Raw genomic sequence first — 15,204 nt, forward strand, 5'->3', positions numbered from 1 at the left:
GGAGGCTGCGATGCAGGTCATCGATTTTATCGCCGCCTATGGTCCGTGGTCGTGGATCGTTGCCGGTATCGTCCTGCTGGCGCTCGAAGTGGTGGGGTCAGGCGGGTTCCTGTTGTGGATGGGCGTGGCCGGGATCGTCACCGGGATAATCGTCTTGATCCACCCCATCGATTGGCCGCTGCAATGGCTGGTGTTCGGGGTGTTGTCACTGGTGGCGATCGTGCTGTGGCTGCGCTGGCAGCGGGGCCGGGCGGTGCAGAGCGACCGACCCTATCTCAATCGCCGCGCCGACCGTTTCACCGGGCAGGAGGCGATGCTGGATGAGCCGATCGTCGACGGCTTCGGGCGGCTGGTGCTGGACGATACGGTCTGGCGCGTGGCGGGACCCAACCTGCCGGCCGGACAGCGCGTGCGCATCACCGGCAATAACGGGGCCGTGCTGACCGTTGTGGCAGCTTAGGCTTTGGACTCCCTCCCCGGGGGGAGGGAGTGGCCAGGGTCAGAACCCCATATTGGGCGGCAGGGGTGGTGCGTCGTATTTCAGCACAATGACGACGCGTTCGTTCGAGGGCAGATAGGGGTCGTTGGGAAAGAACGGATCGCTGTCCGCTCGGCCCGAGACATCGGCAAAGCGCTGGTCTGGCACGCCGAACTCACCCAAGGTCTGGCGGATGATATTGGCTCGGTCGAAGGACAGCTCCCACGGCCCGTAATTGGGGTTGGCATAGAGGACGCCGGCCGCGGTGTGGCCCGAAATTGCGATCTGGTTGGGCATTTTAGCCAGAGCCGGCGCCATGGCGGCGATTGCCTTGCGGGTCATCTCGTTGGGATATTTCGAGCCTTCCGAGAACATGGCGCGGCCGGTCTGGTCGGCGATGATGATGTTGATGCCGTCCTGGGTCTCCTCGACAATCAGGTTGTCGGCCATCGCGGTGATATCGGGCTGGTCCTGCCAGGCCTGCTTCAGGCTCGCGGCAGCGAGGGAGAAATTGGCGGCGCGCTGGACGTCGTTGGGCTCTTCGATCGCCGTGTCGGTCTGCTCGCCCTGGGCATTGTTGTTCTCCGCTTCCACGGTGGAGAATTCGGTGGTGGCGTCGGTGCGTTCCTGTGTCACCGATTTCATGAAATTGCGGTCGGGCTGGCCGTTGAGTTCGATCACCCCAGCCAGCAGGCTGTCGGGCGTGATGCCGAAAGCATGCTGCAATGAGCCCGTGGCCTGGGTCAGCTTCTCCTGCTCCTGGGTGGAGAAGCTCAGCAGCATGACGAAGAACGCCATCAGCAGCGCCATCAGGTCGGCGAAGGAAACGATCCAGGTGCCGCCATGGGCGCCACCGACGCGATGTCTTTTCTTGAGAGCGGCCATCGGTCAGGCCGCCTGAAGCATGGGACGGCTGTGCAGCGGCAGGTAGCTGGCCAGTTCGTCCCTGATTGCCATGGGGTTCTTGCCGTCGCGGATCATCACCAGCGCCTCGATGATCAGGCTCCGATTGGTGCCTTCCTCGGTGGCGCGATTGGCCAGTTTGTCGGCAATCGGCAGCATGATGACGTTGGCGACGACGGCGCCATAGAGCGTGGTCAGCAGCGCGATGGCCATGCCGGGACCGATCTTTTTGGGATCGTCCATGTGGCCGAACATCGAGACGAGACCGATCAGCGTGCCGACCATGCCCATGCCGGGCGCGGCTTCGCCAAGGGCGCGAAAAATCCGGCTGCCGTCTTCGAGGCGCTCGTAATCGAGGTCGCGTTCGCGCTCCAGCGAATAGCGTAGTGCCTCGCCCGTATAGCCATCGGCAATCATGCGCACGCCGCGCTGGAAGAATGGATCGGCCAGCTTGACCTGTTCGAGGGCGATCGGGCCCTTCTTGCGCATCCGGTCGGCGATGTCGGCGATCTGGTCGATCAGGGTGGTGGGAGAGACGTGTTTGAAGTAGATGGCGCTCTTGAAAGTAGCCATCGCGGCGATGAAACCGCCCAGCGTGTAGCGGCCCATGACGGCCATGGTGGCGCCGCCGACCACGACCACGACGGCCAGCAGACTAAAAAAGCTCGTTGGGTTGGATCCCTCGAGCAGGATGGCGATGAACAGCAGGCAAATGCCGCCGAACAAGCCGATCAGGGTTGCGATATCCATTTGATGTATAGGCCCCGTAGACGCCCCGTTCTGGGACGCTTGAATGTGGCCACACTATTGGCGCTCAACAAATAATTGGCGCTTAAGCGGTGCAGTTAACGACCCATGAGTCGCCAAATGCGGCATCGCAAGGCTTCGTTAACCATAAGCTGTAAGGATTAGCCGGCGTTGGCTGCCGTTCGGGCAGGCTCGCCTCTATGTGCGTTTTCCTGACGGGAGCCAAGCCTTTGCCCTTGCGGTCGTTCCGGCATATCGGGCAAATCGGCGCGGCGTCGGCATTATGTGCGCTCGTCATGGGCGGGCAGTCCCTGGCACAGTCGCCGCTTGGCAATGGCGATGGCTCCAATACCGACAATCAACGGCTGCTCCCCGGCGTTTACCCTGCTGCGCCGATGGACCCGCTGCCGGTGGATTTTCCGGGCCTGCGGGAGCCGTACGATCCGTTTTTCAACATCGATTGGTCGGTGGCGCTGCGTGGCGCCTACACGAAAACCAATGATGGTGAACAGTTTGATGTGGTTCTGGCGCCCAGCGCCAGCTTCGAGCACACCGGGTCGCGCTCGCAGATCAAGTTCGATGCCAGCGCCGAGGTCGACCAGCCCGTCGACGGCCGGATCGATGTCAGCGCCCTGCGGCTCGATCTCAGCACCAGCTACGCGTTGGACAGCGCCACGACGCTCGATGCCAATGCCGACCTATCGATCAGCCGGGACCGGCCAGATACGCCGGGGCTGGCGAACGGTATCACCCAGGCACCCCAGACCATTGTGGGCAGTGTCGATGGCGGCGTGACGCGCCAGTTCGGCCGCTTCAATGTCGGGGTGACGGGCGAAGTGACCCGCTCGCTCTATGGCAACACGACCTATGCTGATGGCTCGGTTGCCGACAATAGCGAACAGGATTTGTGGACTGTGGACGGCGGGTTGCGGCTAGGCTTCCAGGCGACCCCGATCTTCGAGATTTTCACGCAGGCCAATCTCGGCCGCGAAATGTTTGATCACCCCTCGTCGGTGCTGCTGCTCAAGCCCGATGCGACCAACAGCTCGATCAAGGCTGGCGTCGCCGGCAAGTGGAACGAGGTGCTGAGCGCCGAAGCCTCGGTCGGGCTGGGCCTGCGCCGGTTCGACGCGGCCAGCCTGGGCGAGGTCAAGTCGCATCTCTATGATGCGCGGCTCGTGTTCAGCCCCGATCCCACCTGGCGCTTCACCGCCGGGTTGACCACCACGGTGGCGCCTCCGGGGCCAGATAATGGCGGGCTGACCAAGGTCGAATACGCCGCCAATGCCGACGTAAATTACACCGTCAACTCCTGGCTGGAGTTGCGGGCGCTGGCCGCCTGGAACACCAGCACGTTCGACGGCAGCAGCGACACCGAAACGGGCTACGGTTACGGCGTCGGGGCCGACTATAGTGTCAACGCCCACACCGCGCTCACCGCCGACTATGGCTATGAGCATGCCGATAAAACCAATGACAGCCCCGAGGACAGCCATCGGGTTACGGTCGGGGTGACGGTCAAGCGCTAGAGCAATCTCATCGTCCCTTAGCCTAACCCACGCCCACCGGCCTTCCCGCGGACTTGATCCGCGGGTCTTTTGCAACACGGTGTGAGCGGAGAGTGGCCCGCGGATCAAGTCCGCGGGAAGGCCGGTGGGTGAGAGGCTTTCTCCCCCTTGTTGAGGGCAGGCGATCAGTGAAAGGCCGGTAACGTCCTAGAAATGATCCCCTAAATCAAGCTTACGAAGTTCCGCGACAAAACCGTCGCGGATGTCGTCGCGGTCCAGCGCATAGACCACATTGGCGGTCAAAAAGCCGATCTTGGAGCCGCAGTCAAACGACTGGCCCTGGTATTTCACGCCGGTGAAGGCCTGCGACTTCATCAGCGTCTGCATCGCATCGGTGAGCTGGATTTCCCCGCCCGCGCCCTTGGGCTGGTCGGCCAGCAGCGTGAAGATTTCCGGCTGCAGAATGTAGCGGCCCGAGATGATCAGGTTGGAGGGGGCCTCTTCGCGCTTGGGCTTTTCCACCATCTGGGTGATGGCGAAATTGTTGTCGGGGCCGTCGCCGCGCGCGATGATGCCATAGGATGACACTTCAGCTGGGGGCACTTCCTCGACGGCGATCACATTGCCGCCGGTTTCCTCATAGGTGTCCATCATCTGCTTGAGCACGCCCGGATCGCCCTTGAACAGCATGTCGGGCAGCAGCAGCGCGAACGGCTCGCTGCCCACGATATGGCGCGCGCACCAGACGGCGTGACCCAGGCCCAGCGGCTCCTGCTGGCGGGTAAAGCTGGTGCGGCCGGCCGAGGGCAGGTCCTTGCGCAGCTCATCGAGCGCCTTGGATTTGCCGCGCAGCTCCAGCGTGGTTTCGAGTTCGAACTGGCGGTCGAAATGATCCTCGATGACGCCCTTGTTGCGGCCGGTAACGAAGACGAAGTGCTCGATGCCGGCTTCGCGCGCCTCATCGACAGCATACTGAATCAGCGGCCGATCGACGACGGTCAGCATCTCCTTGGGCAGGGCCTTGGTGGCCGGCAGAAACCGTGTTCCCAACCCCGCAACGGGAAATACTGCTGTCCTGACACGCTTGGCCACTATTCACTCCGGATCTGGATTTTCGCCGTAAAGCTATCTCAACATCTGGCACATAACATCACGGCAAAATAGCGTCTTAGCGGTTGGAGTTAACAGCATGGCAGTCCTGGTCACCGGCGGCGCCGGATATATTGGCAGCCATATGGTGCTGAACCTGACCGACGCGGGCGAGAGCGTCGTCGTGCTCGATAACCTGATCACCGGTTTCGATTGGGCCATCGATGGACGGGCCACCTTCGTGCAAGGCTCGGCCGGCGATATCGCGTTGGTCGAGGCGCTCGTCAAAGAGCACGGCATCACCGAGATCATCCACTTCGCCGGCTCCATCGTGGTGCCGGAATCGGTGACCGATCCACTCAAATATTATGGCAACAACACCGCTATTTCGCGCAACCTGCTGGAGGCTGCGGTCAAGGCCGGGGTCAAGCATTTCATCTTCTCGTCTACGGCCGCAGTCTACGGCATGACCGGACTGGCACCGGTGGTGGAGGAAACCCCGCTCAACCCGATGTCGCCCTATGGCCGCTCCAAGCTGATGACCGAGTGGATGCTGGCCGACGTGGCGGCCGCCCATGACATCACCTATGGGGTGCTGCGCTATTTCAACGTCGCTGGTGCCGATCCCGGCAAGCGAAGCGGCCAGTCGACGCCGTTCGCCACCCACCTGATCAAGGTGGCGGCGCAGACGGCTTTGGGCCAGCGCGAAAAAATGGACATCTTTGGCACCGACTACGAGACGCCGGACGGCACCTGCGTGCGCGACTACATCCACGTCACCGACCTGATCGCCGCCCATGCGCTGCTGCTGGGGCATCTGCGTAGTGGCGGCGAGAGCACGACACTCAACTGCGCCTATGGGCAGGGCTATTCGGTGCGGCAGGTGGTCGATACCGTCAAGGCGGTGTCGGGCGTCGACTTCCGCGTCGACGAAGGTCCACGCCGGCCCGGCGATCCGGCCTCGATCACCGCCACCGGCGAAAGGGTGCGCTCGATTCTCGGCTGGGTGCCCCAGCATGATGACCTACGCGAAATCGTCGAATCCGCCTATGCTTGGGAGAAGCACCTGATGGTGCGCAACCGCTAGGACCTTCCGCCATTGGCTGAGGTCGGTCTGCAAATGCCGGTTTTCTGCGCTTCCGGTCCTCACGTACTGATGTACGCTCCGGTCCGGTTCTCGAAAACCAGCATTTTCGACTCGGCCTGAGCCAATGCCGATTGCTCCTAGTGCGAAGACGGGAAGGGCCGAATATGAAAGTAGCCGTTATCGCTAGCCTGCTCCTTGCACTGTCCGTCGCCCCAGCCGCTGCGCAGCCTATCGAGAGCTTTGACAGCTTCATCGCCAATTTCGAAGCTAAGGCCTTGGCGGCGGGGATAACCCGCGAAACCTATCAGGCGGCAATGGTTGGGCTGACCCCGGACCCCGGCACGCCCGAGCTGGTCAGCGCGCAGCCCGAATTTACCACCACGATGTGGGACTATATCGATCTGCGCGCGTCGCCGCGACGCATCACCAACGGCAAAGCGGCGATGGAGCGCAATGCGCCATTGTTCGCCACGATCGGCGAGCGCTACGGCGTTGAACCACATCTGCTGGGGGCAATCTGGGGTATCGAGACCAATTACGGCTCGGTGCTGGGTGATACCAGCATAATCCGGCCGATCGTGCGCTCGCTGGCGACGCTGGTACATCAGCGCCGCAGTCGTCTCGAAGGCGACGAAGCCGATTTGATCGGCGCGTTGCAACTGGTGCAACGGGGCCCGCTTGACGCGCAGCACCTGGTCGGCTCCTGGGCGGGGGCGATCGGACATTTGCAGGTCAATCCGTCCAATGTCGTCAAATACGGCACCGATGGGGATGGTGACGGCGCAGTGGACCTGCAGGATTCGCTGGCCGATGCGCTGGCCACCAGCGCGGTGTTCCTGCTTGGATTGGGCTACCAGCCCGGCGTGCCCTGCGCCCTCGAGGTCTCTGTGCCCGATGGTTTCGACTACCTTCTGGCGGACCGTACCCAAATGCGGCCGGTGTCGTTCTTTGCCCAGAAGGGCATCGCGCGGGTCCGGGGAGAGGCCTTTGCCGATCCCAATTTGCCGGTCTTCCTCTACGTGCCGGCCGGCAAGGACGGCCCGAAATTCCTCATGACGCAGAACTACATGGTCCTCAAGGGCTATAATCTGTCCGACAGTTACGCCATGACGGTGGCTCATCTGGCCGACCGGCTCAACGGTGCCTCGGCCTTTGCGGACGATTGGCCGCGCGAGACGCAATTCCCCAATATCGCCGAGCGCAAGGCGATCCAGGAGGCGTTGATCAAGCTGGGTTTTCTGAGCGGCGATGTGGATGGGCGGATCGGGCCGATCAGCCAGGCGGCCTATGCGCGCTTCCAGTCCTCGCGGGGCGAGGTGGCCGATGGCTTCATCACCAAGGCGTCCTATGAGGAACTGGCGGCCGCGACGCGATAGGAGATTGCAAGCAATCTCTCAGTTTGGCGTGACCGAACTGGCCTTGTGAGGTCCGTTTTGCTAGAGAATAGGCGAGTTTACCAAGGGCTGACATGATCCGCGTCCTTTCCGCCGTCGTCCTGTTCTGCTTCGTCATGGTCGATATTGCGCCCGTCTTTGCGCAGGACCAGGGCACTATCGTGGTGGCGCAGGCGCAGAAGCGGCGCACCCTGTTCGACCTGCTGTTTGGCGAGGAGCCGGCGCCGCCCCCTCCCGTGGAGCAGCAACAGCAACCACGCCGCACCACCCCACGCACCCCCACGGCCGCGCTGCCGCCGGCCAAGCCTCTCGTCACCAAGGCCGAGGGTGCCACGCGGCTTGCGGTGTTCGGGGATTCGATGGCGATCGATCTCAGCAAGGCGCTGGAGCGGTTCTATGCCGATGATCCCAACCTCGTGGTCATCAACCAGGGCGTCGGCGATTCAGGCTTCGTGCGCACCGACTTCTTCGATTGGGATCGGGCCATCGGCGAGCAGATCGCCGCCAATAGCTTCGATCTGGCTATCGTCATGATCGGCGTCAATGACCGGCAGGAAATCAATGCCGACGGGCAGAGCTATAAGTCGCTGACCGATCAGTGGAGGGCGATCTACCAGCAGCGGCTGACCGGGTTCCTCAACCAGTTGCGCGCGGCCAACAAGCCGGTGATCTGGGTCGGCCTGCCGCCGATGAGCAAGAGCGAATATTCCGCCGCCCTGGCCCAAGTCAGCGCCGTCCAGCGGCTGGCGAGCTTTTCGGGCGGCGCCGAGTTCGTCGATATCTACGAACGGTTCTTGGGCGAAGACGGCAAGTTTTCCTCCTATGGTCCCGACGTGAACGGCCAGAACGCGCGCATGCGCAAGGATGACGGCATCCACTTTTCCACCGCTGGCTCCGACAAGCTGGCCTTCTATCTCAACCAGTCGATCCGCAATTTCTACCGCGGCGGCGGGGTGACGGTGGAGGTCGCCGATCCGCTGGTCGGCACCGATGCGGGCGCCATGGTGCGCTTGCCCTATCAGGGGCTGGGGCAAGTGCGGTTGCTGGAGGTTGCCGGCGCGGTGATCCCTCTGAGCCGCTCGCCAAACCGGGCTGGAGATTTGCTGACGGCGTCGGGCCAGGCGGCGCCGGTGCCGGCGTTCACGCTGGAGCAATTGATGACCGCGCCGATGGGGCGCGTCGATGCGTTCGGGGTCGGGGTCGATCCGGGCGCCGTGGAGAATGCCGGCGGACGCTAGCTGGATTCCAGGAACCGCACGGCCCCGATATGGGGCAGGTTGCGGTTGCGCTGGCCGTAGTCGATGCCGTAGCCGACGACGAACTTGTCGGGGATATCAAAGCCCACCCATTTGGCCTGCACGTCGGTCTCGCGCCGGCTGGGCTTGTTGAGGAGCGCGCACACTTCCATGCGGCGCGGATGGCGCGTTTCGAGGATTTCGAGCACGTGCTTCAGCGTATAGCCGGTGTCGACGATGTCTTCGACCACCAGCACGTCGCGCCCGCCGATTTCTCCGCGCAAGTCCTTGAGGATGCGCACTTCTCGGCTCGATTCCATGGCATTGCCATAGGATGAGGCCTCGAGGAAATCCACTTCGACCGGCAGGTCCAACTCACGCACCAGGTCGGCGATGAAGATGAACGAGCCGCGCAATAGGCCGACGACGACCAGCTTGTCGGTGTCGGCGTAGAAGGTCGCGATCTCCTTGGCGAGGGCTTCGACGCGGGCCGCGATGGCTTTGGCGGAGATCAATTCATCGACGACATATGGCGTGGTGGTCATGCTGCCGTCTTTCCGATTATGCCTGGGCCTGATGGGGCGGGGATAAGTTTTATTTCCCCGCCCGTCAACTCAGCGCGGCAGGTCGGTCTTGCCCATCAGGTCCTTGTCGATCGCCCGTGCGGCTTGGCGGCCTTCGCGGATCGCCCAGACCACCAGCGACTGGCCACGGCGCATATCGCCAGCCGCGTAGACCTTATCCACCGTGGTCTTGTAGCTGAACGTGTCGGCGAACAGGTTGCCGCGGGTGTCGAGCTTGGCACCGAGTTCGGTCAGCATGCCCTCGTGGATGGGGTGGGCGAAGCCGATGGCCAGCAGGACAATGTCGGCCTTAATAATAAACTCAGTTCCGGCAATGGGTTGGCGCTTGCGATCGACGCGGGCGCATTCGACGCCGGTGACCTGGCCCTTGGCGTTGCCGATGATCTTCATGGTGCCGGCGGCGAATTCGCGAATGGCGCCTTCGGCCTGAGACGACGACGTGCGCATCTTGACCGCCCAGTTGGGCCAGTTGGTCAGCTTGTTCTCGAGCTCGGGCGGTTGCGCCCGAACGTCGAGCTGGGTGACGGCGATGGCGCCCTGGCGGAAAGAGGTGCCAACACAGTCACTTGCGGTATCGCCACCACCAACAACGACGACATGCTTGCCGGCGGCCGACAGGAGCTGTTCGCTCGAAACGTCCTCGCCACCGAGGCGGCGATTCTGCTGCACGAGGAAGGGCATGGCGAAGTGAACGCCGGCGAGATTGACGCCTTCGGCATCGACATCGCGGGGGTGTTCGGAGCCGCCGGAGAGCAGCACCGCGTCGTGTTTCTGCTGCAGATCGGCTAGCGTTCGGGTAACGCCGATATTCTCATTATAGTGGAAAGTGACGCCTTCGGCGGTCATCTGCTCGACGCGGAAATCGATGTGGTCTTTTTCCATCTTGAAATCGGGAATGCCATAACGCATCAGGCCACCGGCCTTGGGCTCGCGCTCATAGAGGTGCACGTCGTGACCGGCGCGGGCGAGTTGCTGCGCGGCCGCCATACCGGCTGGGCCGGAGCCCACAATGGCGACCGACTTGCCGGTCTTATGCTCGTTGATCTGCGGCTTGACCCAGCCATTGCGGATGGCGCGGTCGGCGATGGCCTGTTCGACGGTCTTGATGGCGACCGGGGTATCTTCCAGGTTCAGCGTGCAGGCTTCCTCGCAGGGCGCGGGGCAGATGCGGCCGGTGAATTCGGGGAAATTGTTGGTCGAGTGCAGGTTGCGCGCCGCCTCTTCCCAATCGCCGTTGAACACCAGGTCGTTCCAGTCCGGAATCTGGTTGTTGACCGGGCAGCCGGTGTCGCCATGGCAGAAGGGAATGCCGCAATCCATGCAGCGCGCCGCCTGGTCGACGATGCGGCTTTCCGACATGGGAATGGTGAATTCGCCGAAATGGCGAATGCGGTCGGAGGCCGGCTCATAGCGGGGCTCTTCGCGCTCGATTTCGAGAAAGCCTGTTACCTTACCCATCTCTATTTCCTCGTCCTAAGCCTGCACGACACTGCGGTAATCGCCCACTCGTAGGAGTTGCCGCCGGGACTAATAATCGCCCCCCTCGGTATAGTTCTGGGAAGAACTGCTTTATTCCGAGCCATAACGCAGGCAGAAAAGCTGCCATCTCCTACTGGCCAGGCGTCTTCGGTTTGAACGCCAGTCTCGGAAACCATCGTTTGTACCAAGTCATACTGATCATCGGCCATCGACCAGGTCGGAATGCAGGCGAGCAAAACGCCTGCAAGGAGAACAAATTTCTTCTTCATCGTCATTCCCCCGCCGTGCTTTGCTGCGACGGCAAACCCAGTTCTTGTTCGCAGGCGGCAATCCAGCGCAACAGCGCGCGCCGCCCAGTCAAATCCAGCCCGCCCTCGGGGGCGGTGCGCGTATAGGGCATGAGTGCGATATCGGCGATCGAGATCGTGTCGCCGACAAGGAAGGTCTTGCCCGTCAATGTCTGTTCCAGGCGATCCAGAGCCTTGTTGGCACGCGCCATCAACGCCGGATCAAGGTCCGCGATGGCCACCTTGTCATAGTGGACGCGGGCGCGGGCCACAGCGACGGTGGGTTCATGGCTATACTGTTCCCAGAACAGCCACTCGTCCACCTTGGCTGCCTCATAGGCGTCCTGCGGAATGAAGCGGCTGCCCCGCGCCAGATAGCGCAGGATGGCGTTGGATTGTGCCAACGGGCGGCCATCGTCGAGCACGACGACGGGCATTTCGCCCCCTGGATTGAGCGCGAGGAATTCCGGCGTCTTGGTGCCGCCCGAGCGGGCGCGCACATCATGCCAGACATAGGGCGTGCCGGTGGCGTCGGCGATGTACTTGACCTTGAGGCAGTTGCCCGACCCAAGGTCGCCGTAAATCTGCAGCACTATTCTGCCGCCGCCATGACGCCGCGCTTTTTTTCCATGTCGCGGATGGCGCGGCGGTATTCGACCGGCATCACCTTGACGAATTTGGGCCGCATGGCCGCCCAGTTGTCGAGGATGTATTTGGCGCGGGTCGAGCCGGTATAGTGCAGGTGGTTGGCGATGAGCTGCTGCAGGCGCTCGTCGTCATGCTTGGTCATGTCGCCCGAAATATCGACGCGGCCGTGCCATTCCAGATCCCCGCCGTGATGGTGGAGGGACTGCATGAGGTTTTCTTCCTCGGTCACCGGTTCCAGATCGACCATGGCGAGGTTGCAACGGCTGCGGAAGGTCTGGTCCTCGTCGAGAACATAGGCGACGCCGCCGCTCATGCCTGCGGCGAAGTTGCGCCCGGTCTGGCCGATGACGACGACGACGCCGCCGGTCATGTATTCGCAGCCGTGATCGCCGGTGCCTTCGACCACCGCGATGGCGCCCGAATTGCGCACGGCGAAGCGTTCGCCCGCAATGCCGCGGAAATAGGCTTCGCCCTCGATGGCGCCGTAAAGCACGGTATTGCCGACGATGATCGACTTGTCGGGATCGAACCCGGCCTTTTCGGATGGCCGCACCACGATGCGCCCGCCCGACAGACCCTTGCCCACATAGTCGTTGGCGTCGCCCACCATGTCGATGGAAATGCCCTTGGCGAGGAAGGCGCCAAAACTCTGTCCGGCGGTGCCGGTCAGCTTGATGGCGATGGTGTCCTCAAGCAGGCCCTCATGGCCGTACTTCTTGGCCAGAGCACCGCTGAGCATGGCGCCGGCCGAGCGGTCGCGCGAGCGGATGGGCAGTTCGATGTGCACAGCGGTGCCGTTTTCCAGCGCCGGCTGGGCCAGCTCGATCAACTTGCGATCGAGCACGGCTTCCAGATGATGGTCCTGGAATTCGGAGTGATAGATCGTGTCGTCGCCGATGGCTTCGGGCTTGTAGAACAGCTTGCTAAAGTCGATGCCATCGGACTTCCAATGGTCGACAAGCTTGCGCTGGTCGAGCAGGTCGGAGCGGCCGACGAGTTCGTTCAGCGTCCTGGCGCCCATGCCGGCCAACAGGCCACGCAGCTCTTCGGCGATGAAGAAGAAGTAGTTGATGACGTGCTCGGGCGTGCCCTTGAAGCGCTTGCGCAGCACCGGGTCCTGGGTGGCGACGCCAACCGGGCAGGTGTTGAGATGGCACTTGCGCATCATGATGCAGCCCGCCGCGATCAATGGCGCGGTGGAGAAGCCGAACTCGTCGGCACCCAGCAGGGCACCGATCAGCACGTCACGGCCGGTCTTGAGACCGCCATCGACCTGCAGGACCACGCGCGAGCGCAGGCGGTTTAGCACCAGCGTCTGGTGGGTTTCGGCGAGGCCGATTTCCCACGGACCGCCGGCATGCTTGAGCGAGGTCAGCGGCGACGCGCCGGTGCCGCCGTCATAGCCTGAGACGGTGATGTGATCGGCGCGCGCCTTGGCGACGCCGGCCGCAACCGTGCCGACGCCCACTTCGGACACCAACTTGACCGAGATATCGGCGGTCTCGTTGACGTTCTTGAGGTCGTAGATCAGCTGCGCCAGATCTTCGATGGAATAGATATCGTGATGCGGCGGGGGCGAGATCAGGCCGACGCCGGGGGTCGAATGGCGCGTCTTGGCGACGATCCAGTCCACCTTGTGGCCGGGCAATTGACCGCCTTCGCCGGGCTTGGCGCCCTGCGCGACCTTGATCTGCAGCACTTCGGCGCTGACCAGATAGGCCGGCGTGACGCCGAAGCGGCCCGACGCCACCTGCTTGATCTTCGAAGTCTTCTCGGTGCCGTAGCGCGCCGGGTCTTCGCCGCCTTCGCCGGAGTTGCTGCGGCCGCCGAGCGAGTTCATCGCGATCGCCAGCGCCTCGTGCGCTTCCGGCGACAGCGCACCGAGCGACATGCCGGCGGAGTCGAAGCGCTTCAGGATCGCCTCGATCGGCTCGACCTCGTCGATCGAGATGGCTTGCACCTTGCCGCTCAGCTTGAGCAGATCGCGGATGGTCGCCACCGGCCGGTGGTTGACCAAGTCGGCGAACACTTCGTAGTCGGCGTACTCGCCGCTGCGCACCGCACGATGCAGCGTGTTGATGATGTCCGGGTGATAGGCGTGGTACTCGGCGTTCTGCACGAACTTGTACAGGCCGCCTTGCTCGACCGGCTTGCGCGGCGTCCACGCCAGCAGGCTGAGCTGGGTCTGCTCGGCCTGCAGCTCGGCGAAGCCGCTGCCCTGGATGCGGCTGACGGTGCCTTCGAAGCACAGCTTCACGATTTCGTTGTGCAGGCCGACGATCTCGAACAGCTGCGCGCCGCGATAGCTGGAGATCGTCGCGATCCCCATCTTCGACATGATCTTGTAAAGGCCCTTGTTGATGCCCTTGCGGTAGCTCGCCGCCAGATCTTCCGGCGCCTTGTTCTTGATCTCGCCGGTGCGCGTCATCTCGTACAGGCTGGCGTAGGCCAGATACGGATAGACGCAGGACGCACCATAGCCGACCAGGCAGGCGAAGTGATGCGGATCGCGCGCGGTGGCGGTCTCGACGATGATGTTGCAGTCGCAGCGCAGGCCTTCGGCGATCAGCCGGTGCTGCACCGCGCCGGTGGCGAGCAGCGCATGGATCGGCAAGGACTCGCGCGCAACGCCGCGATCCGACAGCACCAGCACGATGGTGCCTTCCCTGACCGCGGCGACCGCGCGATCGCAGACCGCTTCGACGGCTTTCTGCAGGCCGATTTCGGGCTTGTAGTTCAGATCGATGACGGCGTGCGGATAGCCCTCGTTGCCGAGCGACAGCAGCTTGCGGAACTTGCCTTCGGACAGGATCGGCGAATCCACCAGCAGGCGCGCAGCGCGCTCCGGCGTTTCCTCGAACATGCCGTGCTCGGCGCCGAGCGAGCATTCCAGCGACATCACGATCTGCTCGCGCAGCGGATCGATCGGCGGATTGGTGACCTGCGCGAACTGCTGGCGGAAATAGTCGTACGGCGAGCGCACCTTGGCCGACAGCACCGCGAACGGCGTGTCGTCGCCCATCGAGCCGATCGTCTCCTGGCCGCTCTCGCCGAGCACGCGCAGGATTTCGCCGCGCTCCTCATTGCTCAGCTGGAACAGCTTCTGGAATACCGCGACGCTTTCCGGATGCAGCTTGTCGAGCGTGTTGGGATCGTCCTGCAGCGAGGATTCCAGCCGCAGGATGTTGCGCTTCAGCCACTGCTTGTACGGCTGCCGCGCGGCCAGCATGCGGTCGATCTCGAACGGCCGCATCAGCGTGCCGGATTCGGTATCGATCGCCAGCATCTGACCCGGCCGCAGCCGGCCCTTCTCGACCACGTCTTCCGGCGCGACATCGTTGACGCCAATCTCGGACGCCAGCGTGATGGTGCGGTCGCGGCCGATGACGTAGCGCGTCGGCCTCAGGCCGTTGCGGTCGGTCGCGCAGACGGCATAGCGGCCGTCGGTCAGCACGATGCCGGCGGGTCCGTCCCAGGGCTCCATCTGCAGCGAGTTGTATTCGTAGAACGCGCGCACGTCGGCGTCGATGTTCTCGACGTTCTGCCAGGCCGGCGGCACCAGCGCACGCATCGCCGCGAACAGATCCTCGCCGCCGGCGAGCATCACTTCCAGCATGTTGTCGAGCGACTGCGAGTCCGAACCGCTCATCGAAACAAGTGGCGCGATCTCGTCGATGTTCGGCAGGTCCTCGCACTGGAACTTGTAGCGCCGCGCCTGCGCCCACATGCGGTTGCCCGAGATCGTGTTGATCTCGCCGTTGTGCG

The 15,204-nt window shown here is 63.2% G+C and carries 12 protein-coding genes; 5 read left to right on the forward strand and 7 right to left on the reverse strand.

The window, feature by feature from the left end; all coding sequences use genetic code 11:
* Positions 1 to 10 precede the first annotated feature (10 nt).
* Positions 11 to 460, forward strand: a complete 450-nt coding sequence (locus JWR51_RS01665; RefSeq protein ID WP_299742786.1) for an NfeD family protein — start codon at positions 11 to 13, stop codon at positions 458 to 460.
* 39 nt (positions 461 to 499) lie between these two features.
* Here the strand turns inward: JWR51_RS01665 and JWR51_RS01670 are convergent, their stop codons facing one another.
* Positions 500 to 1,363: a flagellar motor protein MotB gene (locus JWR51_RS01670; RefSeq protein WP_299742789.1), complete on the reverse strand. Its 864-nt coding sequence runs from the start codon at positions 1,361 to 1,363 to the stop codon at positions 500 to 502.
* A 3-nt stretch (positions 1,364 to 1,366) separates the two neighbouring features.
* Positions 1,367 to 2,131: a MotA/TolQ/ExbB proton channel family protein gene (locus JWR51_RS01675; protein ID WP_299742792.1), complete on the reverse strand. Its 765-nt coding sequence runs from the start codon at positions 2,129 to 2,131 to the stop codon at positions 1,367 to 1,369.
* A gap of 227 nt (positions 2,132 to 2,358) precedes the next feature.
* Between JWR51_RS01675 and JWR51_RS01680 the strand changes: the two genes are divergently transcribed.
* Positions 2,359 to 3,657 carry an outer membrane beta-barrel protein gene (locus JWR51_RS01680; RefSeq protein WP_299742795.1) on the forward strand — a complete coding sequence of 433 codons (1,299 nt, stop codon included), beginning with the start codon at positions 2,359 to 2,361 and terminating at the stop codon, positions 3,655 to 3,657.
* Positions 3,658 to 3,843: 186 nt separating this feature from the next.
* On the opposite strand, the gene galU is transcribed toward JWR51_RS01680, so the two are convergent.
* The gene (gene galU / locus JWR51_RS01685) at positions 3,844 to 4,728 is read right to left on the reverse strand and encodes a UTP--glucose-1-phosphate uridylyltransferase GalU (protein WP_299742797.1); all 885 of its coding nucleotides are present in this window, start codon (positions 4,726 to 4,728) and stop codon (positions 3,844 to 3,846) included.
* Between the two features lie 97 nt (positions 4,729 to 4,825).
* Between galU and galE the strand changes: the two genes are divergently transcribed.
* The 3 genes from galE (at position 4,826) to JWR51_RS01700 (ending at position 8,444) form a co-directional block, all read left to right on the forward strand.
* The gene (gene galE / locus JWR51_RS01690; RefSeq protein WP_299742800.1) at positions 4,826 to 5,812 is read left to right on the forward strand and encodes a UDP-glucose 4-epimerase GalE; all 987 of its coding nucleotides are present in this window, start codon (positions 4,826 to 4,828) and stop codon (positions 5,810 to 5,812) included.
* Positions 5,813 to 5,976: 164 nt separating this feature from the next.
* Positions 5,977 to 7,188 (forward strand): lytic murein transglycosylase, encoded by a 1,212-nt coding sequence (locus JWR51_RS01695; RefSeq protein WP_299742803.1) that lies wholly within the window; start codon positions 5,977 to 5,979, stop codon positions 7,186 to 7,188.
* Positions 7,189 to 7,280: 92 nt separating this feature from the next.
* On the forward strand, positions 7,281 to 8,444 hold the full coding sequence (locus JWR51_RS01700; RefSeq protein WP_299742806.1) for a DUF459 domain-containing protein: 1,164 nt from the start codon (positions 7,281 to 7,283) through the stop codon (positions 8,442 to 8,444).
* On the opposite strand, the gene hpt is transcribed toward JWR51_RS01700, so the two are convergent.
* The 4 genes from hpt to gltB all read right to left on the reverse strand — a co-directional run.
* Positions 8,441 to 8,986, reverse strand: a complete 546-nt coding sequence (hpt, locus tag JWR51_RS01705) for a hypoxanthine phosphoribosyltransferase (protein WP_299742809.1) — start codon at positions 8,984 to 8,986, stop codon at positions 8,441 to 8,443. The genes JWR51_RS01700 and hpt overlap by 4 nt on opposite strands.
* Before the next feature lie 69 nt (positions 8,987 to 9,055).
* The gene (locus JWR51_RS01710; RefSeq protein WP_299742812.1) at positions 9,056 to 10,483 is read right to left on the reverse strand and encodes a glutamate synthase subunit beta; all 1,428 of its coding nucleotides are present in this window, start codon (positions 10,481 to 10,483) and stop codon (positions 9,056 to 9,058) included.
* A 292-nt stretch (positions 10,484 to 10,775) separates the two neighbouring features.
* A complete protein-coding gene (locus JWR51_RS01715) occupies positions 10,776 to 11,381 on the reverse strand; it encodes a glutathione S-transferase family protein (protein ID WP_299742820.1) in 606 nt (201 codons plus the stop codon).
* Between the two features lie 2 nt (positions 11,382 to 11,383).
* Positions 11,384 to 15,204 (reverse strand): glutamate synthase large subunit (gltB, locus tag JWR51_RS01720; RefSeq protein WP_299742815.1); only part of this gene is annotated, 3,821 nt, incomplete at its 5' end.

Origin of the sequence: Devosia sp. (genome assembly GCF_028290625.1) — a bacterium.
Lineage (GTDB): Bacteria > Pseudomonadota > Alphaproteobacteria > Rhizobiales > Devosiaceae > Devosia.

What these genes read in the sequence shown, in the direction of transcription:
- JWR51_RS01665 (WP_299742786.1), top strand. Translation starts at nt 11, where the DNA reads ATGCAGGTCATCGATTTTATCGCCGCCTATGGTCCGTGGTCGTGGATC.
- JWR51_RS01670 (WP_299742789.1), bottom strand. Translation starts at nt 1,363, where the DNA reads ATGGCCGCTCTCAAGAAAAGACATCGCGTCGGTGGCGCCCATGGCGGC.
- JWR51_RS01675 (WP_299742792.1), bottom strand. Translation starts at nt 2,131, where the DNA reads ATGGATATCGCAACCCTGATCGGCTTGTTCGGCGGCATTTGCCTGCTG.
- galE (WP_299742800.1), top strand. Translation starts at nt 4,826, where the DNA reads ATGGCAGTCCTGGTCACCGGCGGCGCCGGATATATTGGCAGCCATATG.
- JWR51_RS01695 (WP_299742803.1), top strand. Translation starts at nt 5,977, where the DNA reads ATGAAAGTAGCCGTTATCGCTAGCCTGCTCCTTGCACTGTCCGTCGCC.
- JWR51_RS01700 (WP_299742806.1), top strand. Translation starts at nt 7,281, where the DNA reads ATGATCCGCGTCCTTTCCGCCGTCGTCCTGTTCTGCTTCGTCATGGTC.
- hpt (WP_299742809.1), bottom strand. Translation starts at nt 8,986, where the DNA reads ATGACCACCACGCCATATGTCGTCGATGAATTGATCTCCGCCAAAGCC.
- JWR51_RS01710 (WP_299742812.1), bottom strand. Translation starts at nt 10,483, where the DNA reads ATGGGTAAGGTAACAGGCTTTCTCGAAATCGAGCGCGAAGAGCCCCGC.